Below are 23,533 nucleotides of genomic sequence, written 5' to 3' on the forward strand. Positions count from 1 at the left end.
CTCTATTATAAAGATTTAACCTACATGTTGGTAATGTACGAAAGTACATGTACGTTTGGGCAATCGAGATCGCCTTGTCTGTAATGCCTTCCCGGATAAAACTTCGTTATAAGAAGAAGCACACACGATCTCTATTCCCTATTAAAAAAACAAAAAAACCTTGATTTCTCAAGGTTTTCGTAAAAAATGAACAAGAACTATAACCCCGCACTAATAGCTTAAATCTGCACCGTTAGAGGTTATGACCTTTTTGTACCAGTAAAAGCTGTCCTTACGCAGACGCAGCAGCGTTCCATTGCCTGCATCATCCTGATCAACATAAATGAAGCCGTACCGCTTGCGCATCTCCGAGGTGGAAGCCGAGATCAGATCAATACAGCCCCAGCTGGTGTAGCCCATCAGCTCCACGCCATCGGCAATGGCTTCCGCCATCTGCTCAATATGCTGTGCCAGATACTCTATCCGGTATGGATCACGGATCGTGCCATCCAGTTCGAGCACATCTGCAGCACCCAGACCATTCTCTACTACGAACAAAGGAAGCTGGTAGCGGTCATGCATCTCCTTGAGCACAAACCGCAGCCCCTTTGGATCGATCTGCCAGCCCCAATCGGAAGTTTTCAGGAAGGGATTCTTCAGCCCTGAGGACAGGTTACCTTCCGTGGTGGCTGTGATATTCTCATCTACACTGACTACTGAGGACATGTAATAACTAAAGGAAAGAAAATCCACAAGATTGTCCCGCAGCAAAGCTTCGTCTCCCGGCAACATGGTTATTGTCACTCCATGCTGCTCCAAATGCCGGCGGATATAAGAAGGATAATAGCCTCTAACCTGAACATCGGAGCAGAACATTGCCATTTGGTTCTCAGCTTGTGCTTTCAGTACATCACCGGGATGACAGGAATATGGGTAAAGCAGCTTGCGGGCCAGCATGCAGCCGATCTGGAACTGCGGATTGATCTCCCGGCCCCGCTTAATCGCAAGCGCACTGGCTACGAACTGGTGATGCAAAGCCTGAAAAGCAACCTGCTTCTCATTTGACTTGCCATCCAGAATAATCCCTGCGCCCAGAAAAGGCGCTTTGAGCGTACAGTTGATTTCGTTGAAAGTCAGCCAATACTTCACCTTATCCCGGTAACGGGTGAACACAGTCTCCGCATAACGGACGAACAGTTCAACCAGTTCTCTGGATTCCCAGCCGTTGTATTTGGTGACTAGGTGCACCGGCATTTCATAATGGGAAATGGTGACCAGCGGCTCGATATTATATTTGCGCAACTCATCAAAAACATCGTCGTAGAAACGCAATCCTGCCTCGTTAGGTACCTGCTCATCGCCATTCGGATAAATACGTGGCCAGGAGATGGACATACGGAATACCTTAAAACCCATCTCAGCGAACAAGGCGATATCTTCTTTGTAGCGGTGGTAGAAATCAATCCCTCTGCGTTTGGGGTAATTCCCCTGATTATCATCCTGTATGGCCTCTTCTAGCTGTGGGCCGGACATGGACAATAGCTGTTCCAGGCTCTGCCGTTCCTTAGGAGGACAATATTTGACTACATCAGCAGTGGACAAACCCTTCCCGCCCTCATTATAGGCGCCTTCGACCTGATTAGCGGCTACCGCACCGCCCCACAGGAAGTTTTCCGGAAATGGATAAGTCATCGGTTGAGCCTCCTTTTATTAATTGGCGGCAGCGGTTGCTGCCGCTTTAGCTTCAGCCTGCTGTTCTTGCTCCAGCGCTTCGGCATCGGCTTTTTTAAAGAATGGATAGTAGATCATGAAGCTTGCACCAATCATAACCAGCTGGAACGCACTTACGCGCCAGCCCCCGTTCATCCAGCCATTAACCAGCACCGGAATGCCCAGCGGCACCTGAATCCCGTGCAGCACAGGAAGGATACCCAGCGTCGTCAGAAGAATCGCCAGACCACTACTCACCAGCGGAGTCAGGATAAACGGAATCATAAACCGAACATTCAGCACCAATGGCATCCCGAAAATCACCGGCTCATTGACACCGATCAGACTTGGGATAATTGCCAGTTTACCAAGTGTCTTATAACGTGTAGATTTGGCGAACAACATCGCAATAATGAGACCTAACGTTGCCCCTGCACCACCGATCAGTACATAAACCGGGAAGAACGGCGAACCAATGATATGCGTACCTTCCACACCTCTTTGGTAAGCGTCCAGATTCTCAAGTCCCAAAGCCACCCAAATCGGGCCGACAACGGAATAGACTACCAAGGTGCCGTGAACTCCAAAGAACCACAGCAGGTGAATTACGAAGATGCAGATCAGCATCGCCCACCAGGTACCCCCCAGACTAGTCAGTGGCAGTTGGATGATCGAGAAGACAAACTCGTGCATATTGCCATATTTCGTTGCGGCGAAAATCGCCGTCAGCACCAGCATCAGAACCGCTACGATAAAACCAGGCGTAAGCGCGGCAAAAGATTTCTCAACCGTGGGCGGAACACCCTTCGGCATTTTGATATAGAATTTCTTTTCCAATACAAAGGTATAGATCTTACCTACCAGCAGTGCCAGGATGATTGCCACGAACAATCCTTTGGCGCCCAACCAGGAGTAACCAAATGCTTTGGTCACACCGTCATCCAGCAGTCCTTTTGGTGTAACTAGCAAGAAACTCATCAGCGCCAAAATCCCTGCCGAAAAGCCTTGCTGCTTATGTTGGGTAGCGAAATTGTAAGCGATGGAGAACACCGCGTAGAGTGCGATCAAATCGGTGGTTACAGTTGCCGGAATCGAAGTATAAGTTTTGAGTCCAGTGCTTTCCAGGAAATTCTGATAAGGATCAAGCTTGAGTGCATTAATCAGGGAAAAAATAGCGCCCAGAATCAAAATTGGCATCAAGGCCATCAGACCGTTGGAAATAGCGCTGATATAGGTATTTTTTTGGATTTTCGTGCTGACTTTCTGGATCTTGGCTCTCCATTCTGCGCCGCCTGCCATGACTTAAGCCCCCTTCTCCATCAGTTCAAGTGCTGTAGCCAGCACCTTGTCCCCATCCATCATGCCATAGTCCATCATATCGATCGTAGTTACTGGAATGTTCGGATATTCTGCGGCCAGATCGCCTTCGGCATGTCCCATTTGTGGTCCAAGCATAATGATGTCAAAAGGCTTTTGATCGGCGATGTCACTCTCCGCCACCGCATCAATAACCACTTCAACCCCTTGTGTCCGTGCCGATTCTTTCATCCGTTCCACCAGCATACTTGTCGAGAATCCGCCTGCACAGGCGAGCAATATTTTTTTCATCTTAGTTCACCGATCCCTTCAATTCTAGTTCGAGCGCTGTGCGTTCTTTGATTTCTTCGATCAGTTCCACAGCCAGTTCTCTAACCGTCAGGGCATTCATCAAATGATCCTGCGCGTGAATCATCAGCAGCGTAATTTCTGTCTTTTCGCCCCGGCCTTCAGCCTGGATCAGCCCCGTTTGTACTTTATGTGCTTTGGTCAAGCTGGTCTTGGCGTTCTTAATCATCTCGCCCGCTTCTTCCAGGTTTCCGGCGCGCGCGGTTCTTACCGCTTTTAGGCTAAGGCTTCTTGCCTCTCCGCTGCTGGCAATAATCTGCATAATCGTTTGTTCATAATCCATGGGTTCTCCACTCCGTATCGTCATTTTATTTATAGTAGGTTCTCTATCTCATTCATAAATTGCTCATAACTATTCGTGTTTAGCAGCCGGTTACGGCTGTCTTCCTTCTCCATTAGAACCAGTAGCAGCTTGCTGATCTCTTTGTGCAGGAATAACTGCCCCGGACCCAGATTGATCAGAAAAATCAACTGGACCGGCTTACCCTCATAGATCAGCGGTTTCTTCAACACGGTTACACTGATACAGTCGCGGATCGCGCTCATCCGCATCGGATGCGGGCCGGCCACCCCATTTTTGTAAATGGTGGTGAATTTCTGCTCTCTGAGCAGCACTTGTTCGGGAAAATCGTCAGCTGCATAATGATTGCCCACGATCTCCCGGCAGCGCTGCTTTAACAGCTCCATGTAATCTTCGTCCGAACCAGACAGATGAAACAGCTCCCTGCGGAACAAATCCTTGAAATCCATCAGCTTGTAGGATGGTTCTGTGCGATTAATCTGCAAAGACAATATTTCTTTGATCCGCTGAATCTCTTGATCATCCAGCAGCTGTTTGATATGGATCACCGGTTTTTCCTTAATCTCTGTTGCCAGCGGCACAGTAGAGAGGATCAGATCCACAGGCTTGCTGCTGATCTCCTCCACCTCCGTGATGGAGGCTGTGATCACCGACGCTTTGGGGAATACCGCTTCCAGCTTCAGCCGGATTAACTGGGCACTGCCCCCTCCCGTCGAGCAGATCACGGCAATCCGCTTGAACTTCTCCAGATTGCGCTGCTGCATCCGTTCCAGATGGGTGGCAAAATGCAACGCGACATACCCTGCCTCATCGCGCGACATCCGAAACCCGTACTGCTCCTCTACAATCTCAGCGAAGCGGAAGGAAATGACGAACACATTGGCATACTGGCTGTAAACATCCTCCACCAATGGGTTGCCGAGCTGAAGATTGTAATACAACCGGTTCAGCAGCGGGAACATATGCAATAGCAGTGCTTCGCGCAGCTCTTGATCTTGCGTGAATCCAGTAAGGAACTCGCGGTCCAAGCGCTCCAGAATAGCCGTGATTCCCTCCCGCAGATGCGATTTGGTCTCTTCCGACATCCGTTCCATAATGGTCTTGCCAGAAATGTGCAGCGCCAAATAATCAATCTCATCCGCCGGAAGCTTAATCTGGTATTGAGAGGAGATGAAATCTGCAATACTCCCGGCAATATCCTGATACAGCGGCTCAGGTGTTCCCTGCAAGGCTTGTCCAGCCACAATGAAATTGTGCTTGGAAACCCGGTAAAGAAGAATGAACAGATGGGTCAAGATATTATCCAGAAACACATCCGAGATCTTCAGTTCTTTTTCCTTGAGGATTTGCAGTAGAAATCCCTTAAGCTGCTCAGCATCAAAGTCCTGACTAAAAGCATGAAAATCCTCCGTATGCTGCAGCGTATGACCCGATTGCAAGATAAAGTAAGAAAAGGCTTTACGGAAGTCTTGCTCTTCCCCCTCGATTTTCATGCCATAATGAGCCCGACGTTTCAAGCTAAGCCGGAAAGCGGCAAGTCGCTGCTCTACTTCCTTCAGATCGGAAATAATAGTAGAACGGCTAACGCCGATTTCTTCCGCCATGTTATCCATAGACTGATAGTTATCGTTCTGCAAGAGATAGAATAGTAAATACTGCTGGCGTGATTGCTTATTATCGAGATCCACCTGATCCAGCTGCAGCATTCCTTTTTCCTGGTAGCTACTGAATTTGGCTTCATCGCCAATCTCCAGTAGATAACCCTGGCCGCGGATCATACGGATACCGAAACCATTCGCCTCTCCTGTTTTGTCGAGTGCACGGATCACGTCACGGAGAGTCCGTTCGGACAACCCCACTTCGGCAATCAGCTCACTCATGCGCACAGGACTCTTGCGGGTATATAAAATATTAACAATCGTATATTCTCTCACCTTAAATTCCCTCATTTGTGATACTAGTATCGGATGAAGCACTCAGCTGGTTATGAATACATCATACGTGGAAGCGTTATCTTCTGAACAGTTTGTATTCTGCTGTTTGGAACGGCAGAAACTGACGGATAGGTAAATAACGGATTAAATTCTTAGCATACATTATTTGTGGCCACAAATCAGGAGGAAATATACAACAACGAGGAGAGTGTGATGTGAGGGGAATAGGATCAATATGTAGAGTCAAAAATCCCAAGGTCAGTATGACCTTGGGATTTTGATTATCTTCTGCGGGAAATCCCGCATGGCTTTGCAATATGTTATCCACTACATGCCCACAGCTGAGGAAACTGCAGCAAAGATTGCCGCCACCAGCCAAAGAATCGGAAACAGCTTGAGTATTACCTTTAACCATTGTCCAAAATTGATCCGGGCGATGGCCAAACCTGCCAGCAGCACACCACCTGTTGGCGAAATGAGATTCGTTAATCCATTTCCAAATTGGTATGCGGTTACTACCGCTTCGCGGTTAACACCCACAAGATCGCCTAATGGTGCAAGCACAGGCATCGTCAAGGCCGCCTCTCCTGATGAAGAAGGAACCAAGAACGTAATAATATTATGCACGACCAGCATGATGGTGGTGAACAAGTAATTCGGCAAACCCTTAAGCATAGTAGCCAGGCCATTCAAAATGGTATCGATAATCATCCCGTTCTCTGCAACGACGAGGATCCCCCGGGCCAAACCGATGATCACAGCAGCGTAGTGTGAGTTATATTTCATCTTGGCATTAAAAAGGCCTCAATTCGGCGATTCTGCCACAATAATAGCTAGATCCATCTTATTGCAATTAAATCAAACCGTTTCCATTCTATTTGAACTGGAACCAGGTTAAATTTGCAACTGTGGTTGAATCTGACTTAACAAAAGTTACATATACGGTATGGGTCCCTACAGCGGTCCCGGCATTAAGCGGGATATTCTTGACTGACCATGTCTGCCATCCGCCTGTGCTTTCTGCTGTCCAATAACCCAGCATAGTGCCCGTAGGACTGTCCAAGTGGAATTCTATTCTTCCGCCGGAATTAGCGGATGCAACCTTCAAATCAATACTTGTTTTAGCTGTACTACCAAAATCTACATTTTTAAATGCTATATAGTCGCCATTACTCCCTCCACCAACATCCAGCCCACCATCAGTGCTTGCCTCATAGGAAATAACACCTGAACTAAGGTTATAGCCTTCCGCTTCAAATTTCAATGTGTTGAATTTTGGAGCTGCAGCATAGCTGTTAGTATCTGTTATTTTCAATTCTGCCAATGTAGTTGCCGCAACTCCACCGACGCGAACATTGTTTAATGTAACTCCGGAGACAGTAGATGTGTCACTCCAACCCTTCATTATTGAAACTTCACCTAAAGCGCGTAAATTTATATTATTATAGACCACATTTTTTATCGGACCGGTTTTCGCAGAAAGATCAAACCATCTGGAGTGAACACCGGATCTTGGCCAGAAGCCTTCTACATCTATATTGTCAAATATGATGTTTTGTGCTGCTGGAGTTCCATAAAGATGACCTACTGCTAAAGCACGCCAGCACCGGTATACATAAGAGTTTTTAACAACTATGCCATCCTGAAGCTGTTTCACTCCATCTCCAACCTTAAATGCTCCACATCTGCTCCAAGCCAAAGCATCATCCACAACTACATTTGACTGGCTTTCAGGACTTCCAGGCCAGTTTGCAGCTATATCCGTAGTTTCTACATCCCATGTCTTAAATGAGTATGTGTCATCCTCCGATACTGCTACAGTGTGCTTTATGAGTACATTCTGGCTCTCTTGAATGTCGATTGCATCATTTTCATAATCAAGTTCATTGTTGTTGAAGTGCTTTGTATTCTGGAATGTTACGTTATTAGATCTTGTAACTATTGTAGCCCAGCCACCGCTGTCTCTTATTGTTATGCCGTCAACCGTGAAGTTGCTGCACTGCAAGGGTACAAGAATATTGTTCAAATAATTGTTTGTATTTCTCATATAATGGCCATTGCCGTCAATAGTCCCCCTGCCGTATATCTTAATATTGTTTGCATTTGTTTCAGTATAAATAAACCATGTTCCATCCTTACCCAGAGAATTCTTATGAAAATGGGTAGTGTAATCGCTTGGATTTCCTGAACCCCTTATAACAGAACCACCCTCCAGATAAACCGAAACATTGCTTTTTAAAACAAGGTTTCCGCACTTATAAACACCGGCTGGAACGTATACTATACCGCCACCTGCTGCGTTAGCCGCATTTATGGCGTTTTGTATTGCAGTTGTAGCCATAGCGGCACCGGTACTGTCGGCACCGTACCCGGTTTTAACATTGTATATACCTGTACCGGATGAAGCCGGAACATTGGTTTCAAGAGCATCTGCCGCAATAACCAGATCTTTCAGGTTATTGATTTTAACTATAAGATATGTTGGTGATGAAAGTGTAAATGTAAGTGTATTTCCGCTCTTTGTTGCAGTGATTCCCAAAGCTTTGGGAGAAATATTATAGGTATTGATTGTCTCGCTTGCTGTTATTGTGATTGTAGTAGTACCTGAAAAAGAGAAATTACAATAATTATAGTTTACAAATACCGCCGAAGTGTCGATTACCGGTATATTTGTAGAGTCTGCTGTTACCGTGTATTGACTGGTCGTGGTATAGATCGACGGTAATGGATAGCTTACAATTGTGCCCGCCGCTCTTGCTGTCAAAGGAACGACAGCTAAAAGACTGGCGAGCATACAAACAATTAAACTTAATAGTTTTAACCTTTTTAGCATAAATAAACACCTCTTTCATATCTTCAGAAAATACTCTGTCATCAGTGAATAATGATTTCACCAGTGATGCTCTATTACTCTTTTCATAAAGTCGACATATTCCTGTTCAGCTTCGGAAGTGGCAGAGTAATACTAACCTTTTCTGCATCAGCAAAGTTTCCTTTTAAAATACAGCCCCGGTTTTGTTCACCTTTTGCAGGATTTCTGCGTTGGTCGCTACTACTGAGCTGTATTGTTGCATTTTATGCACAATCTCCCCACGGTCACTGCTATTGATTTAGCATTGTTGCACTTCATGCACAATCTCCGCGCAAGCCGCTCCAATCATGGCACATGGCCCTACTGTTACTCCGCATTTCCGCCCTCAGCCTGCTTCCAATCTTATCTATGCTCCGGCTCCAGACAGAGCCGGAGCAGATCGTCCACAAGGGCCGTTGCCAGACATTCCACCGTATCCGCAGAGCCGTAATAGATCTTGACCTCGCCGTCATCCTCCAGAATCATCCCTCCCGGAAAAATCACATGATTGCGGAAGCCCCCGCCAATCTCATAGTCTGTCTCCGGTGCCAGCAGCGGTTGCCTGCTCATGCCGATCACCTTGCGGGGGTCCTCCAGATCCAGCAGCATAATTCCGGCGGTATAGCGCTTCTTCCAGGTGTCCTCCCAACCTTGCTTGCCTCTGGCCGGGTCCACATCCACCGCATGGAAGGTGGTCAGCCAGCCCTTATCCGTCCGGACCGGAGGTGCGGCCGGGCCAACCTTGTCATTGGCAAACGGCACCTGCTCGACGGCGAGCAGTAGGCTGGAGTTGCCCCAATGCTTCAGGTCCGGCGACTCGGAGATCCAGGCATCGAAGCGGTCCCGGCCGCCGCGGCTGTATACCGTGAAGGGACGCTCCAGCCGGACATACTTGCCGCCGATCAACTCGGGAAACAGTACCATATTGCGCAGGTCCGGTGTAGACAGGCTGAGCACCTCGAAGTGCTCCAGATCATCGGTAACGGCAATTCCGCCGCGGATGCCATGGTGCGTATCCACGGCAAAACACATATAACAACGGCCGCCGATCACGGTCAGGCGCGGGTCGTAGGCGCGGATAATTTCCTCGTCATGAATTTTGAACACTGGCTTCGGGCCGGCGGTCCAGCTCAGCCCGTCGTCACTGTAAGCAATGCCGAGATCCGTGGTGTGGTGCGGCTCAAGCGTCTGATCTACCAGTGAGCCGTAATCATTACGGAAGATCATCACATACTTGCCGTTAAATTTCGTTACACCGGCATTGAATACCAGTGCGGTGGGGTAAGGAACCTTCGTTGCATCCAGCACAGGATTGCCCGGATACCGCCGGATGAACGGGGCAGATTGCAGAATTGCCGGAGCGTGTTGAGTCATGGGGTGTACCTCCTTGAATGTCAAATATGGAATATGGGTTGCGCAGGGCCGGACCGCTACCCTTTGAGGGAACCGGCTGTCATCTGCATAAAGGATTTGTTGGCGAACAGATAGGCTACGAGAATCGGCAGAATGGACAAGCAGGCGCCTGCCATCATATAGTGGGTCTGGGAAGCGGCCGAAATCCCGTATTTCAGGTTCGCCAGCCCGACAGTCAGCGTCTGCAGCTCCGGCTTCGTCATCGTGAACACGAGTGGCAGCAGATATTCATTCCACGCGCCGCGGAAGGTGAACAGCGCACCTACGCCGAGTCCGGGTCCGAGCAGCGGCAGAATAATCCGCCAGAAGGTGCGGCCGGGGGAGCTGCCGTCCATCAGCGCCGCCTCATCCAGCTCACGGGGAATCCCCTTCATGAAGCTGGACAGAATGAAGAAGATCGAAGCATGGGCGGAGATCAGAATCAATATGACCCCCCACAGGCTGCTGTGCAGATGAAGCTTGACCATCAGATCAAACTGCGGACGCAGCACGACCGCCCCTACTGCCACGAACATAGTGAAGGATTGCAGGCCGATATACAGTTTCTTGCCTGCAAAATCCATCCGGTCCACCACATAAGCCGCCATGGATGATACCAGCAGCGTGCCAACCACCGCCGCCAGAGAGACAATCAGGCTGTTCAGCGTATATCTGGAGAAATTCGCCTGTGCCCAGGCTTCGGCATAGTTCGAGAAATGCCAGCTATCCGGCAGGAAGGTGGCTCCCGCAGTCAGTTCGGCATTTGTCTTGAAGGAGCCGAGAATGGTGATAACAACCGGAATCAGGGTGATAAAAGCAAATGCCAGCAAAAAAATCCACAGGATGATATTGCCCAGTATGGTTCTTATTCTCATAATAGCCTCTCTCCTCAATCGGTCTGATTCATACGTCTGGATGCGTAGAAATAAATGAGCGATATGATCCCGACGATGACCGCAGACACGAAGGCGACCGCACTGCCGTATCCGAACTCTTGGACCTGGACCGCCGCGCTGCCTCCGCCGACAGGGAAAAATAATTTGTACAAATACAGGAACATCACCTCTGTCTTGCCTACAGGACCGCCTTCGGTCAGCACCATAATGCTCTCGTATCCCTTCAAAGCTGTAATGATCGCCAGCATAATGACCATCTGCATGACAGGCCCGAGCATCGGCAGGGTGACATAGCGGAACTGCTGGAGTCTGCCTGCTCCGTCCAGGGAAGAGGCTTCATAAACATCCTCCGGGATATTTTGCAGACCGGCGAGGAAGAGCAGCATGTAATTGCCGACCGCCCCCCAAGCCGCAACCAAAATGACGGTGAGCATGGCATATTTCGGCCCCAGCCAGTCCACACCGGAATCGGAAAGGCCGGAACGGATCAGGAACTGGTTGAGAATCCCGTTATACGAGTTAAAGATCGTGAAGAAGACTACGGCCATTACGGCGGTACTGATGACGGTCGGCATGAAGAAAATCCCCCGCAGCAGCTGTCTGCCCCGCAGCCCCCGATTCAATATGGAGGCCAGCAGCAGAGCCAGCGGAATAGTGATCAGCAGCTTGCCGCCTGCATAGACAAACGTGTTCACCACCGAATCCCAGAACTGGGTATCCTTCAGGATGCGGCTGAAATTGGCCAGCCCGGTAAACCGGGCCGTTCCGAACCCTTTGTAATCATAGAACATATAGCGGAACGCCCAGGCAATCGGATAAATCCCGAGGACCAACGTGAGCAAGGCACTTGGAAAGATAAAGCTGTATGAAAATAAGGCTTGTTTTGTTTTGTTCATCTGGTTTCTTCCGGCTCCTCTCCCTTGCGGCCAGAGCAGAGGGATGGGAAAGCTGCTTCCTCATCCCTCTGCTTTGGCCTATATCTCTATCCCTGACCTTCCATCTACTTGGCGAACTTGCCGCCCAATGCGGCGGGGTCAAAGCCGGCATCCGGCTCGGCCTTCACGCCATCATTCGCAATCACGCTGTCCAGTGCAGTGTTATAGCGTTTGTTCAGATCGGCGATAATTGCCTTCAGATCGCCGCCGTTCAGCATATACTTGAAGAAGGCGTCATCCGATTTCATCCCTTCCGGTGCTACAGACGGATAGACCGGCCACACTCCATCGTGCTTGTTCGGCAGGAAGCCTTCAATGCCGTTCACATCCGGTGTCTTGGCTACTGCGCTGACGGATGGAACCATGGAGATGCCAAAGCCTTTTTCCTGATAATCCGTCAGCACCTGATCGCCGTACATGAACTCCATGAACTTCCAGGCTGCTCCTTTGTGCTCCGACTTCGAGCTCAGCGCCAGCCACTGGCCCCCGAGGAAGCCCGAAGCCCCCTTCACGGTGCCGTCGATGGTCGGAACCGGAGCGGCTGCCCAGTCAATCTTGGCCGGGAACTGATTCTTGTAGACGCCCGGCTCCGAGGAGTAGGACATATACATTCCGATTTTGCCCTCTGCAAACTGCGCCCGCAGCGGATCAATATCCAGCGATTCCACACCCGGCAGCATGCTGCCGTTGTCCCGGATCTGCTTAAAGGCATTGATGATCGACTCGAAGCCGCTGAAATCGTAGCGGGCCGTCTTGAAATCATACCCGAAACCGCCGTAGCCGCTCATCTCCGCAATCACCCGCGCCGAACGCGCAAACGCGCTTCCGGGGCTTTTGAAGTTCTGGGCGAAGCCGTAAGCGCCGTCCGCTTTACCGGCTTCCGTCAATTTTTTGGCGGTATCCACCAGCTCCTGCAGGGTAGCTGGCGGATGCTCAACGCCTGCTTTGGCGAACAGATCCTTGTTGTATACTAGACGCATGGTTGTTCCATAATTCGGCAGACTGTAACGCTTGCCGTCAAATTCATTCAGATCCGGCATGACCGGGAATTTCGTCTTCAGCTCATCGGTGAGGAACTCGTCAATGGGAGCGAGAAAGCCTTTTTTGTAGAAGGTCTGGATGGTATTCTCCTTCACCCGGATTACATCCGGCGCATCGGAGGTCTGGAAGGACAGATCGAGTGCGGTATCGAAGTCGTCGCCCTTGACGACCAGCTCCACCTCAATCCCGTCAGTATTGGTTGCGTTGAACTCGGCTACCTTGTCCTTCACGAAATCCGCATCGTGACGGTCGCCGGTCCAGTAGCTGATTTTGGTCTTGTCCCCCGAGCCGTCTGTCTTCCCGTCTCCCTTACCTTCTGCAGCATTGCCACCGTTACCGTTGCCGCAGGCTGTCAGGCCAAGTGCCAGGACCAGGCTCAGAGATGTTATTAGCATACGCTTCATCATTGGTAGTTCCCCCTTATATATCCCTGTTGTATTCGCTTACAACCTGATTATAGACGGATTGGCGCATCCGGATAAGGCGGGTAAGCCCACTTTAAGGGCAGATTTCTGCAGGAGCTTTATACAGTGAAGGGAGGCCACCTCCGCCCTGCGGACATGCCTCCCCTGCGCATTTTTATTCTTTTCCAAGATAATGCAGTTTGAACTCGGACGGGGTCATTCCGGTATATTTCTTGAACACCTCGCTGAAATAGCGCCTGTGCTCATACCCGAGATCCTGGGCGATCTCCTGAACCTGCCGGCCGCTGATCAGCATCGCCTTAGCCTTCTCCATCTTCTCGTGCATCACATACTGCTGAAACGAAATCCCCTGCACCTTCTTGAACAGGTTGGAGAAATACCCCTGGCTGAGGTTAATCTGCTTCGCCACCTGCTCCAGCGACAGCCCCGTATCCAGATGGCTATCGATATAAGCGGCGGCCTGGCGGATAATCCGCGTGGACTCCAGGGAACGGGCCTCCGTAACCAGCGCACAGGCCTCCCGGCACAGCCCGGACAGCAGGTCCCGGATATCCTGCAGGGAAGGATGCACCCGGTTCTTCAAGACGGCAATCCTGTGCTCCAGCGGCTCCACCTGCCCGTAGGGGAACTGCTCCAGCAGGACCCGGCAGATCCTGTAGCCCAGCTCATAGCCGACGCTTTCCACATAACGCGGCTCAGGCAAAAGCCCGCTGTCCAGCAGCTCCGCGAATAGTTGATCGAGCATCTGCAGGCTTTTGGCAGAATTGCCGGAACGCAGGGCGAACAGTAACTCCTGCTCAACGGCGGCGGAGTAGCTGTGAAGTGCGAGCGGTTTATTCTCGACATTGCTGTAAATGTAGACCCCGTTTCCTCCGGTGTAGAAATGATAACCCAGCGCGCTAATCGCCTGCCTGTACGCTGTGCCCAGCTCCTGAATCGCCACTGCGCTCAGCCCCACGCCAATGGAAAGCGTATGCCGGGAGAATCGGCTTACATTCGTGCAGCAGGCCTCCGTAACCAGCGCGGCCGTATCCGGGTCCGAGCCGTTCATGATGCAGACGTATCGGTCTGTCGCCTCCCGGATGATAACGCCGCGGGTCCAGGCGGAAATCGTCTCTTCGAGAATATTATGCAGGCTGAACCGCAGCAGCTCGACCTCCTGCACAGGCTGGCCGCTCAGCTTCTCCGTGAAATGATCGATTTCGGCGACAAACACGAAGAAATCATGCTGGTCCAGAGGGATATCGAGATAGGCCCAACGAGAACGTGCATCCGATTCTGTCGTCTGGTGGTGCAGCAGGAAGATGAGATATTCCTGGCGGAGAATAGGTAGACTTTCTCTAATTTTTGCCTCCATCACAGCAAGTCTGGTGGTCTCCTGACGCTCCTCCCGGCACAACTCCCTGGCCTTCAGCACAGCCTGCACAATCTCGTCCAGGGAAAAGGGCTTCTTGACGAAATCAAGCGCCCCTAGTCGGATGGCTTCCTGGGCATAAGAAAACTCCGAGTAGGCGCTGAGGATAATAATCTTGCAGTCCGGCAGTTCCTCCAGAATCGCCCGGGTCATCTGCAGACCGTCCATTCTTGGCATCCGGATATCAGTCAGCACAATGTCCGGCCGGGTCTCGCGGATAATCTGCAGCCCCGCTTCACCGTCCAGCGCTGTACCGACTACCTCAATACCGTGCTCCTGCCATGGCGGCTTGCTCGAGACCATCTCCACCACACTTTTAATATCGTCGATTACACATAATTTGAACTTTTCCAGCTCCAGCTTCCGGTCCATCCTTCATCTCTCCTCTTCTGAGGGAATCCACAGATCCGTCCATGATCCCTTACTTGGTTCGCCGCCCACATCCATACGGGCTTCGTCCCCGTAATACAGCGCCAGCCGGTGCCTGATGTTGAACAGGGCATAACCTTTCCTCGACTGCGGAGCCCTGACCATCCCCTGCTTGACCCGTACAGCATCAAGTCCCCGTCCATTGTCGGTAATGCAAATATGCAGCAGCCCCTGCTCCCGGCTGACCGTGATGTCTATCCTGCCTCCTATAGTCCGGTCGCTGAATCCATGCTGGATGCTGTTCTCCACTACCGGCTGCAGGATAATCTTGGGCATCAGACAGGTAAGCAGTGCCTCATCCTCTACCGTCACCGTGTATTCGAACAGACCTTCATAGCATTTCTGCTGAATAGCGAAATACTGCCGCACGTGGGACAGCTCATCCGCAAGGGTAATCAGATCCTTGCCGCCGCTGAGCCCGATCTGGAACATCTGCGACAACGACAGGATCATCTCATTTACATCGTCATTCTCCCCCATGACCGATTTGCAATAGATGGTATTGAGTGTATTGTACAGAAAGTGCGGCTCCATCTGGGCCGTAAGCGCGCGGATCTCTGCATGCCGCTTGTCCTCCTCCTTGGTCTTCACATCTGCGATCAGCGTCTTAATCTCTGACATCATCCGGTTGAACTGAAAGCCGACCTGGGCAACCTCGTCCTCATAACGGCTCTCATACACCACGCTGAGCTGGTTCTCTTCGACTCTGCGCATCAGCCGCCGCAGCTTGAACAGGGGCTTCAGCAGCACAGATGTCAGCTGGTTGGAGATCAGCCAGGTGGCCAGCAGGAAAACAACGATGACATAGAGGGTAATGCGCTGCACCCGCTGCAGCTTGCCCAGCAGCTGGTCCCGCGACTGCATGCCGGAGATGATCCAGTCGGGTGATACCGCTGAGCTTGTATAATTAACCAGATACTCCTTGCCGCCATAGCTGTAGTAGTGGTCCTGCGGATCGGCCGCTTTCCCGGCTTCGGCAAGCACCGGCTTCCAGGGGAACCTGCCCCGGAACGGCCAGCGGGACTCCACCACCGCCTCTCCTTCCCCGCTCACCAGATAATAATTTCTCCCTGCTTGTTCTCCGCCTGTATTCAGCAGCTCATCTATCCGGCTCTCCCTGATATTGACCACAATAAATACATTGCTGATCGGCGTGTAAGGGTATTCATAAATCCCCCGGACTACGAAGGAGACCACCCGCTGGCTGCCCGTGAACAACCGGTCATAATGTCCTTTGGCCCAGTAGCCGCCCGGCCGCTCCTTGCTCAGATCATATAATTCCGAGCCGTAGAACGAGTTGTCCTGCGCCCGGATCTGCGTAGTGGAATAGAAATCGCCAATCGGGGTAACGATCAGCACGTTTTCGATGATCGGCTGATTGAACGTTACCTGGGAGAGCACATATTGCAGATCCGACAGATGGACATAGTAATTCGACACATCATGGCTGAACACATCGAGCATCATCTTGCGGTACGCATCGCTCAGCATCAGGGACTGCACAGACAGCGCCACATCATTCAGGCGGGAATCCAGCAGCTGTGCCGTCTTGCTTACGGTCTCCCGGCTGCCGGCGTAGGCATTATCCTCGATCTCCTGCGCGGCAATCCAATACGAGAAGCTGCCCATTGCACCGATGGACAGCGTAATCAGCACGATGAACGAGAACAGAATCCTCTGTTTGATGGATATCCGGTAATACCTGCCGGCGATCTGCTGCCGGATCTTACGGCCATAGGCTGTGAATGTATTCATAGTTCCCCCTTCTTGAGCATGTATCTCCCTATGTTTGTATGTTCTTGTCACTTGTACCATATGGCTGCTCCAGTCCGGTGTCAAGACAGGGCATGATTATTTAGCGGATTCCGTCCCTTATTATCAATAGGCAGGGGGCCCTCCGCATAACATGGTGCGGAGTCACTAATCATGGCTCAAGTTGACGGGAAGCTGCGCGATTGAGTAATTATGCTTGTGACGGTCAGTCCATTCCGTTTGATGCCTTTCTGCGGCAAATGTTGAACGATCCAACAGTAGCAGAGCTCACTGATTTTGTTGCCTCATACGTAAAAAATAATACAATTAGCCAAACTGACGGTTTCAAGGGCGATTCTATGAAGCATGAAACAGAGATGGGGGGAACGTTGAGCGAAGTCCTGCCCCAACTGAATACTGGCGGCAACGCAGTGTTCACTTATTATGGCGGCGGGCAATCTGGTCTGCTTCATGTGGTATTCCATGTATAGGTCTGGTAACAATATACTGCTTCCATTTGCTGCTTCGACATCTGGATGTGAAGATGTAAAACTACGTCAAAATTTCAATTTTACGTTTTTATTTCCGCTTGATCATCTTTACAGTAAATCACGCTTAATTTTTGCGATCTGTCACAGTTCTAGCTGTTCTCTAGGGTTAAGCCCCTTAACAGTCTGCAATAACTCCACTACTGTACCACTTAATTCACCAATAGTTGAATGCTCCTTCCCGGTTAAAAGCCATTCATAAGAACAACCGAACTCAGAGCAAATTGAGAAAACCGTCTCTATTGCCGGCTTCCTTTTCCAGATTCCAAATCACTAAGGCTGCCTTGAGAAACACCGATTTTATTAGCAAAATCCGTTTGATTAAGATTATGTATTTTTCGTAGTTGTTTAATATTTGCCCCAATAGTGTTCATTTAACCGCCTCCACACTACGATTTGTGCCAACAATTGATCCACGAGCTTTTGAACCTAAAATCAGTTTTAGCCATTTAGAGTATCTTTAATAATACTCAAGGAAAACCATTAAAAAAGCCCTGATAAATCAAGGGTTTCTTGACCATCAGGACTAAGATACTTGTGCCAAAAATCGTTACAAACGCTGACAAGATGAATTACAACTCACACGTAGATAAATTCTCCGCAACCTTTAACAAAATTCTCGGCAATTTCCTTTTGACTCACCCGGGTTACAATCCCCGAAAAAATACCAAGTGCAAAGAAAAGCGCTCCGATCTCAGTCATATACCAGCCTTTGCTCAGTATTCCCCAGACAATAAGCCCCAAAGTAAAGATGAAGCCGCCAATAATTAATTTATCCCGATTCGAGAAACTTACTTCTATCCCATCGTTCTCCTTGATGAAGTGTTGGCGGTTTAGAATATCATTTTGGAATACCGCTGAAAATCACCATGGCTATCGGAATCACTTTTGAGTCTTCCGGCTAAAGCCATCAGTGCCCGGTCAATCGCCCCCGTCTGCAGAATAATTCTAAAAGCTCCCCCTACAATTAGGACGAAGGCGACGACATCAGCAGCATTGATGATTCCCTCCAACGGCGCACTGGCAATTTGGGCAAATCCTTGTCTCAAATCCCCTTGCTCACTGATTTTAGGAACGATATGATAGGTTCCTTGTCAACTATTAATTTATTCAGAATTCAACTCCAAATTATCTTCGGCAGCGACGATCTGTAATGCTCTGATTTTTAAAATAAAAAAATCGCATGACCTCAATATTTCATGAGAGTCATGCGATCTTCTGGTCAAGGATGATAAGACGGGGATAGAACCCCTACGGTACAGGAACAGTCCGAGATGATGTTGCAGATATAATCACAGGCGAAACAACTATTACTGAATAGCCTTTAATCTTCTATTTCAACGATTACATTAATGATAGAAGCATCATGGTCTTTAATACGAAGTGGTGCTGCGAAGGCAGAAATGAGTTTTTTGCCAACTAATGGAGCTGGGTTAATATCTTCATAAATGAGCATTGTCGGCTCTTTATATTTCTCATGATCTAAAAAGGCATGATGGACAAAATAGCCGTTTCTTTTTGCTTCTGCCAAATTTTCAATGCTCAAGGTATCAATAGCTACTGCTTTGCAGTTTGGGAGCTTCGTCCGGATGTATTCGGCAGCTTCCGAAGAGACAGCAGGAAAATTATTGGCGTATTTTTCGAAATCCGTATCTCTGTGTTTCCAATAGCTCGTGTTGAAGATTAGAATATCCGCTTCATTAAGTTCTTCATATTCCTCAAGCATGTTGATTGTGATAAAGCCGTTTGGGCCAAGCGGGCAGTCAATTAATAGTGGGCTTCTGTAGATGAAGTCTTCTATAGGAACAGCATCTATCCCCTTACCGTTATTCAAATGATGCCATGGTGCATCGACATGGGTACCAGCATGAAGATAAATGCTTAACACACTTCCGTTCCATTCATCTCCTTTAATCAAGCGCTCTCTAGGATCTAATTTCACTTCTGGTAATCCTGGAAAAATAGGCATTCCTTCATAAATTGGGTAACCAATTTCGACGAATTTTGAAATAGTAACACGCTCCTATAGATCACATAATTCCCCTCTACGTATACTCATTTTTTGTACAGGATTTATGCTGGTCCGATAATGTAACGATAATATTACAGCTTAAAGTTGTTGATAAATAGTACATTATTGCAGTAATTATTATATAGCTTCCTAAAATGCCACTCTTAGTGTGTATTTTTCAAACTATTTGTTCTGATGACCCAAAGAATAAATTATATTGGCAATGGTTTGCGGACTTTCTCCACCATTGGACTCGAGCCACTGATTAATGACTCCAATAGATCCATAAACCTTGTAAGTGAAAGAATAGTCCCTTAGAAAGGGTTCGTTCCAATTTTGTTCAAGTAAGACTCGTGTTAAAAATTCACTTTTTCCACTCTCTGAAATTAGAAGCTGATACATGGTTTTCTTATCTTGAATAATGTTTAACAGTTTGACCATGGATTCTTCCGATGTGCAAGGACTGCCTCCTTCTTGTAATGCTTCCACCAATTCTTTATTAAATTCATTCTGCATCACTTCAAATAATTCAAAAGGATCTTTGTAGTGCAAATAAAAGGTGCCACGGTTGATATCAGCGTAGTTACATATTTCAGTGACCGTTATTTGAGGTAACTTTTTGGTTTCTAATAAAACCAGGAAGCTCTCTTTAATGAGATTAATCGTATATTTAGTTCTTCTATTATTCTTGGTTCCAACCATATGCTCCTCCTGTTCTATCCTTTCAACATAATAGATGTAATCTGTTTACTTCATAACATTTACAAAGGTATTGATTATTGTGATTGTTCAGACGTGTAGATTATACTGACAACACGACATTAAATCAACACATGTCCACTTAATGAGGAATTAATAAGCCAAAATCTATTTTTATATAATACAAGGAGATGAACTAACAATGACAATCACTTCAGATAAAACAAACATTCTTATAGTAGGTGCAGGAGCAGTAGGTTTCTCTGTAGGTTACCATCTACACTTATCAGGCACCGATGTTACCTTTCTTGTACGAAAAGGACGAAAAGCAGACTTCGCTCCTCCTCAGAAACTATATTGCTATGACGATGCTACATTGAAAGATTTTAGCAACTTTAATGTCATAGAAGATATAGAAGAAATAGAACCTCAGCAGTATCAATTTATTATTATTACATTGGACGGAAATGTGAGCCGTTCACCAGAAGGCGTAGCTACGTTATCCAAATTGGGAGATGTCGTTCGTAATTCTAAAACTACGGTGATTATGAGTGCGTTTGGAAGCGGGATTCGTGAACATTACATTCAGTACATGAGAATTCCGGAAGACCAGCTGTTAAGAGGAATACTGGGTACGTTAAGTCATCAATCCAAGGCTGATTTGCCTGTGCATGCACCAACAGACCCCAAACTCATTAACCAAGCCATTGTCTGTTACAAACATCCGGCGAACAAGGTCGGTTTCCAGGTCGAGAACAATAATAAATCAGCTGCCAAACAATTTAGCGCACTGTACAATAACTCTGGGGTCTCACGCTGTGGTCAAGTAAGTCCGGCGATGTTCAATATTTACTCTAGTATAGGTTTTCCTGTATACGCTGCTTGTGATATCGTAGGTTGGCCTAAATTCTCAGCCGTTATTGCAAATAAAGATCTTTGGCAGCTCGCTTGCCGTGCTCAGGGTGAAATAGCATCCCTGCCCAAGCATGGTCTAATCGGTAAGATTATGAGTTTTGTGATGGGGCCACGCATGACAGCAAAAATACATCTCAAAATGGAACAAGATATGCTGCCGCTAGATTATCAAGCATTCAATCGTTTCCATCATGGGGGTAAAGTGAAGGCTCAGGATGTAGAATCTATACGGAATTCGATTGTAGAGGGAGAACTTCAAGGCCGGCAGATGAAGGCTTTAAAGGAATTATTGCAACGTGTTGAACATAATTAACATCCGCACAAAAAACAGTATTTCATCAAAGATGAAATACTGTTTCCGCTCCGAACATTCATAATAGCGAATAACATTTTCCTTGTTCAGCTTAGAAGGTTACACTTTCGTCCTTTGCTGCCCGCTGACTTCGTGCCACCCGTGCTGATATGCAGCATTCGGTCAGCCCACATATGGCAGGTCTGCGTAGCCATTGTTTCAAACATCAGCGACCATCGTCTGGTTTCTTCCCCTGCTCTTGGCCAAGTATAACGCCTGATCCGCCTTCTCCAGCAGCCCCTCCCGCTCCAATGTATGAAAAGGATAATGGGCGATTCCTAGAGAGATTGTAACCTGTGTCTCGATTGGCCCCCTGCTTTGTTCCATTGCCCGCCGGACTCTTTCAGCTATGATGAAAGCTTCCTCAGGTCTTGTGTGGGCTAGCAAGATGATGAACTCTTCACCGCCGTAGCGGTAGCAAACATCGTCTGGACGAACCGAGGTAACTATAACTTTGGCTACAAGTTTCAGCACTTCGTCGCCGATGAGATGACCGTAAGTGTCGTTCACGAGTTTGAATTTGTCTACATCCAGTACAATGAGCGAAAACGGTTGTCCTGAGTCAATCCACTGACTCATCGTATACTCTAACGATCTCCGGTTCATTAAACCGGTCAGAGCATCCGTCGTAGCCTCTTGGGTCAGTTGATCCGTCTGCTTCTGAATATCCGTCACGGCAAGCAACACAGCCTTGGTCAGCAGATCTGCCTCTCGGCTCCATTGCGGCTTCGCTTCTGGCAATTCAATCCTTTCCTTGCCCATCCTGCTCACCAGATTTGCCAGGTACACAAAAGGCCGGGCCAGCTTGCGTGCTACGAGAATGACGCCCATCAGGAGGATAATGAACGGAAACAACGAATACCAGAGAATGGTCCGAAGGTGCCCCATCAGTTGATGATGGATGACACTAATCGGCGAAACGACCACAATTCCCCATCCGTTGGCTGGAACGCTGGAGTATCCGGCAAGCATTTCAACGTCACGGGTGTTACGCACTTGCTGTTCCCCACTCTCCCCATTCATGAGTTTCTGCACAACCTTGTTATTGCTGACATCCTCCCCAATGAGCTGCTTATCCGGGTGGTACAACAGATGCCCGCTTGAATCCACAATATAATAATAGGAGCCAGAATCGTCCACGTTATTGTCGCCAAAAATCATAGACAAAATATTGTTCTCCTGCAGATAAAATGTGCCGCTCAAAATACCGCGATATGTACCATTCTTGCTAAAAATCGGCTGACTCATAAAAACGATTAGTCTCTTTGTGGTTTGGGTCATGTAGGGGGAGGATATGTAAGGTTTTTTTAACGCCAGAGCTTCCAAACCGACCTTAGAAGTAATATGGTTTCCTGCTGACCCCAAACTAGTCGGTACTACATTGCGGATCAGCCCGTCGGCATCGAGCACGGCGATAGAATTGAAGTAATTGCTACTATTGCGCATCAGTTCCAAATTATCATCCACTTGCTTCGGCGTTGAGGTTTCGTCATCGGAGAGTGTGTCAGCACTGTATTCCAAACTGCTGCGCATGGACTGAAATAAGGAATCCATTGTTTTGGTCATTCGGTCAGCGTTGTAGTAATTCAGATGGAGTGTAGTCTCCATCAATGATTGTTTTTTAGACTCGTAAGAGCCAATCAGAAGGATGCTTGAGGTTAGTAGAACCACCAGCGTAACCAAGCCCGTAAGCAGCGATGTAAGACTGAGCTTTTTACTTTGACCCGGGTCGGCTCTTCTCAGTGTAAGCAAACTTTAACCCTCCTTGGTTCTTGAAAACTAGATTAATCAATAATACAACAAATTAAGATGTTATTCGACAGTAATCAAAAGGCTCGGATCTCTCATACCACTGTGCGTACCGTTTGATATACGGCGGTTGATGAAATCTTACATATTAAAAAACTCCCTCCAGAGCTTGTGATTAGACAAGCACTGAAAAGGAGTGTTATTACCCTGAGTCCTGTGTGTTTGAATGTGATTCCCAGATATACAGAACCTTAGCTTTTGATGGAAGCTTTACTCAAGAAAAACAAAAAAAACCTTGATTTCTCAAGGTTTTCACTGTGATGCCGAGGACGGGGGTCGAACCCGTACGGTACTCACGTACCGCAGGATTTTAAGTCCTGTGCGTCTGCCTGTTCCGCCACCCCGGCATATTATGTGTTGAAGCTTCATACGTTGTTCACATATAACGCGACAAGAAATATAATATCATGAATATCGATAACGCGCAATCCTTTTTCGAAAAAAATTTATTCACAATAAAAATAACCCGTTCAGC

Annotated in this window: 21 protein-coding genes and 1 tRNA gene; 2 read left to right on the forward strand and 20 right to left on the reverse strand. The window is 48.2% G+C overall.

Annotated elements, in window-relative coordinates; translation table 11 throughout:
- Positions 1 to 210 precede the first annotated feature (210 nt).
- The 13 genes from ascB to MKY54_RS23225 all read right to left on the reverse strand — a co-directional run bounded on the left by ascB (position 211) and on the right by MKY54_RS23225 (position 16,727).
- Complete coding sequence (ascB, locus tag MKY54_RS23165; RefSeq protein ID WP_339188104.1) at positions 211 to 1,671, reverse strand: 6-phospho-beta-glucosidase; 1,461 nt, start codon at positions 1,669 to 1,671, stop codon at positions 211 to 213.
- An 18-nt stretch (positions 1,672 to 1,689) separates the two neighbouring features.
- A complete protein-coding gene (locus tag MKY54_RS23170; RefSeq protein ID WP_076148309.1) occupies positions 1,690 to 2,988 on the reverse strand; it encodes a PTS transporter subunit EIIC in 1,299 nt (432 codons plus the stop codon).
- A gap of 3 nt (positions 2,989 to 2,991) precedes the next feature.
- On the reverse strand, positions 2,992 to 3,297 hold the full coding sequence (locus MKY54_RS23175) for a PTS sugar transporter subunit IIB (RefSeq protein ID WP_036683292.1): 306 nt from the start codon (positions 3,295 to 3,297) through the stop codon (positions 2,992 to 2,994).
- A gap of 1 nt (position 3,298) precedes the next feature.
- Positions 3,299 to 3,637, reverse strand: coding sequence for a PTS lactose/cellobiose transporter subunit IIA (locus tag MKY54_RS23180; RefSeq protein ID WP_339191261.1), 339 nt, complete (start codon positions 3,635 to 3,637; stop codon positions 3,299 to 3,301).
- 29 nt (positions 3,638 to 3,666) lie between these two features.
- On the reverse strand, positions 3,667 to 5,604 hold the full coding sequence (locus MKY54_RS23185; protein ID WP_254848768.1) for a BglG family transcription antiterminator: 1,938 nt from the start codon (positions 5,602 to 5,604) through the stop codon (positions 3,667 to 3,669).
- Between the two features lie 312 nt (positions 5,605 to 5,916).
- Positions 5,917 to 6,375, reverse strand: a complete 459-nt coding sequence (locus tag MKY54_RS23190; RefSeq protein ID WP_248549335.1) for a TIGR00366 family protein — start codon at positions 6,373 to 6,375, stop codon at positions 5,917 to 5,919.
- A gap of 88 nt (positions 6,376 to 6,463) precedes the next feature.
- Positions 6,464 to 8,422 (reverse strand): carbohydrate-binding protein, encoded by a 1,959-nt coding sequence (locus MKY54_RS23195; protein WP_076279257.1) that lies wholly within the window; start codon positions 8,420 to 8,422, stop codon positions 6,464 to 6,466.
- 381 nt (positions 8,423 to 8,803) lie between these two features.
- Positions 8,804 to 9,814, reverse strand: a complete 1,011-nt coding sequence (locus MKY54_RS23200) for a glycoside hydrolase family 130 protein (protein ID WP_139330107.1) — start codon at positions 9,812 to 9,814, stop codon at positions 8,804 to 8,806.
- A 56-nt stretch (positions 9,815 to 9,870) separates the two neighbouring features.
- Complete coding sequence (locus MKY54_RS23205) at positions 9,871 to 10,707, reverse strand: carbohydrate ABC transporter permease (protein ID WP_036683306.1); 837 nt, start codon at positions 10,705 to 10,707, stop codon at positions 9,871 to 9,873.
- Positions 10,708 to 10,721: 14 nt separating this feature from the next.
- On the reverse strand, positions 10,722 to 11,624 hold the full coding sequence (locus tag MKY54_RS23210) for a sugar ABC transporter permease (protein ID WP_036683309.1): 903 nt from the start codon (positions 11,622 to 11,624) through the stop codon (positions 10,722 to 10,724).
- A gap of 104 nt (positions 11,625 to 11,728) precedes the next feature.
- Positions 11,729 to 13,111: an extracellular solute-binding protein gene (locus tag MKY54_RS23215; protein WP_339188107.1), complete on the reverse strand. Its 1,383-nt coding sequence runs from the start codon at positions 13,109 to 13,111 to the stop codon at positions 11,729 to 11,731.
- Between the two features lie 172 nt (positions 13,112 to 13,283).
- Positions 13,284 to 14,915: a response regulator gene (locus MKY54_RS23220; protein WP_339188109.1), complete on the reverse strand. Its 1,632-nt coding sequence runs from the start codon at positions 14,913 to 14,915 to the stop codon at positions 13,284 to 13,286.
- A gap of 3 nt (positions 14,916 to 14,918) precedes the next feature.
- Positions 14,919 to 16,727: a sensor histidine kinase gene (locus tag MKY54_RS23225; RefSeq protein WP_339188110.1), complete on the reverse strand. Its 1,809-nt coding sequence runs from the start codon at positions 16,725 to 16,727 to the stop codon at positions 14,919 to 14,921.
- A gap of 200 nt (positions 16,728 to 16,927) precedes the next feature.
- On the opposite strand from MKY54_RS23225, the gene MKY54_RS23230 reads away from it, so the two are divergent.
- Positions 16,928 to 17,215, forward strand: a complete 288-nt coding sequence (locus MKY54_RS23230; protein WP_036683320.1) for a hypothetical protein — start codon at positions 16,928 to 16,930, stop codon at positions 17,213 to 17,215.
- 296 nt (positions 17,216 to 17,511) lie between these two features.
- On the opposite strand, the gene MKY54_RS23235 is transcribed toward MKY54_RS23230, so the two are convergent.
- From MKY54_RS23235 to MKY54_RS23255, 5 genes are all read right to left on the reverse strand, one after another.
- Positions 17,512 to 17,646: a helix-turn-helix transcriptional regulator gene (locus MKY54_RS23235; protein ID WP_339188112.1), complete on the reverse strand. Its 135-nt coding sequence runs from the start codon at positions 17,644 to 17,646 to the stop codon at positions 17,512 to 17,514.
- Between the two features lie 205 nt (positions 17,647 to 17,851).
- Positions 17,852 to 18,112, reverse strand: a complete 261-nt coding sequence (locus MKY54_RS23240) for a hypothetical protein (RefSeq protein ID WP_305954154.1) — start codon at positions 18,110 to 18,112, stop codon at positions 17,852 to 17,854.
- Positions 18,106 to 18,321, reverse strand: a complete 216-nt coding sequence (locus MKY54_RS23245) for a hypothetical protein (protein WP_076128872.1) — start codon at positions 18,319 to 18,321, stop codon at positions 18,106 to 18,108. The genes MKY54_RS23240 and MKY54_RS23245 overlap by 7 nt, the downstream gene beginning before the upstream one ends.
- A gap of 275 nt (positions 18,322 to 18,596) precedes the next feature.
- Positions 18,597 to 19,283 carry a cyclase family protein gene (locus MKY54_RS23250; RefSeq protein ID WP_076218835.1) on the reverse strand — a complete coding sequence of 229 codons (687 nt, stop codon included), beginning with the start codon at positions 19,281 to 19,283 and terminating at the stop codon, positions 18,597 to 18,599.
- A gap of 183 nt (positions 19,284 to 19,466) precedes the next feature.
- A complete protein-coding gene (locus tag MKY54_RS23255) occupies positions 19,467 to 19,985 on the reverse strand; it encodes a TetR/AcrR family transcriptional regulator (protein ID WP_076128868.1) in 519 nt (172 codons plus the stop codon).
- A 199-nt stretch (positions 19,986 to 20,184) separates the two neighbouring features.
- On the opposite strand from MKY54_RS23255, the gene MKY54_RS23260 reads away from it, so the two are divergent.
- Entirely contained in the window at positions 20,185 to 21,210 is a 1,026-nt protein-coding gene (locus MKY54_RS23260) for a 2-dehydropantoate 2-reductase N-terminal domain-containing protein (RefSeq protein ID WP_076218836.1), read from the forward strand.
- Between the two features lie 198 nt (positions 21,211 to 21,408).
- Here the strand turns inward: MKY54_RS23260 and MKY54_RS23265 are convergent, their stop codons facing one another.
- Together MKY54_RS23265 and MKY54_RS23270 are read right to left on the reverse strand one after the other, a co-directional pair.
- Positions 21,409 to 23,001, reverse strand: a complete 1,593-nt coding sequence (locus MKY54_RS23265) for a sensor domain-containing diguanylate cyclase (protein WP_076302546.1) — start codon at positions 22,999 to 23,001, stop codon at positions 21,409 to 21,411.
- Positions 23,002 to 23,319: 318 nt separating this feature from the next.
- Positions 23,320 to 23,405, reverse strand: a tRNA-Leu gene (locus MKY54_RS23270).
- Positions 23,406 to 23,533: the final 128 nt, after the last annotated feature.

Source organism: Paenibacillus sp. FSL P2-0121 (assembly GCF_037975345.1).
GTDB classification, from domain to species: Bacteria; Bacillota; Bacilli; order Paenibacillales; family Paenibacillaceae; genus Paenibacillus_AQ; species Paenibacillus_AQ odorifer.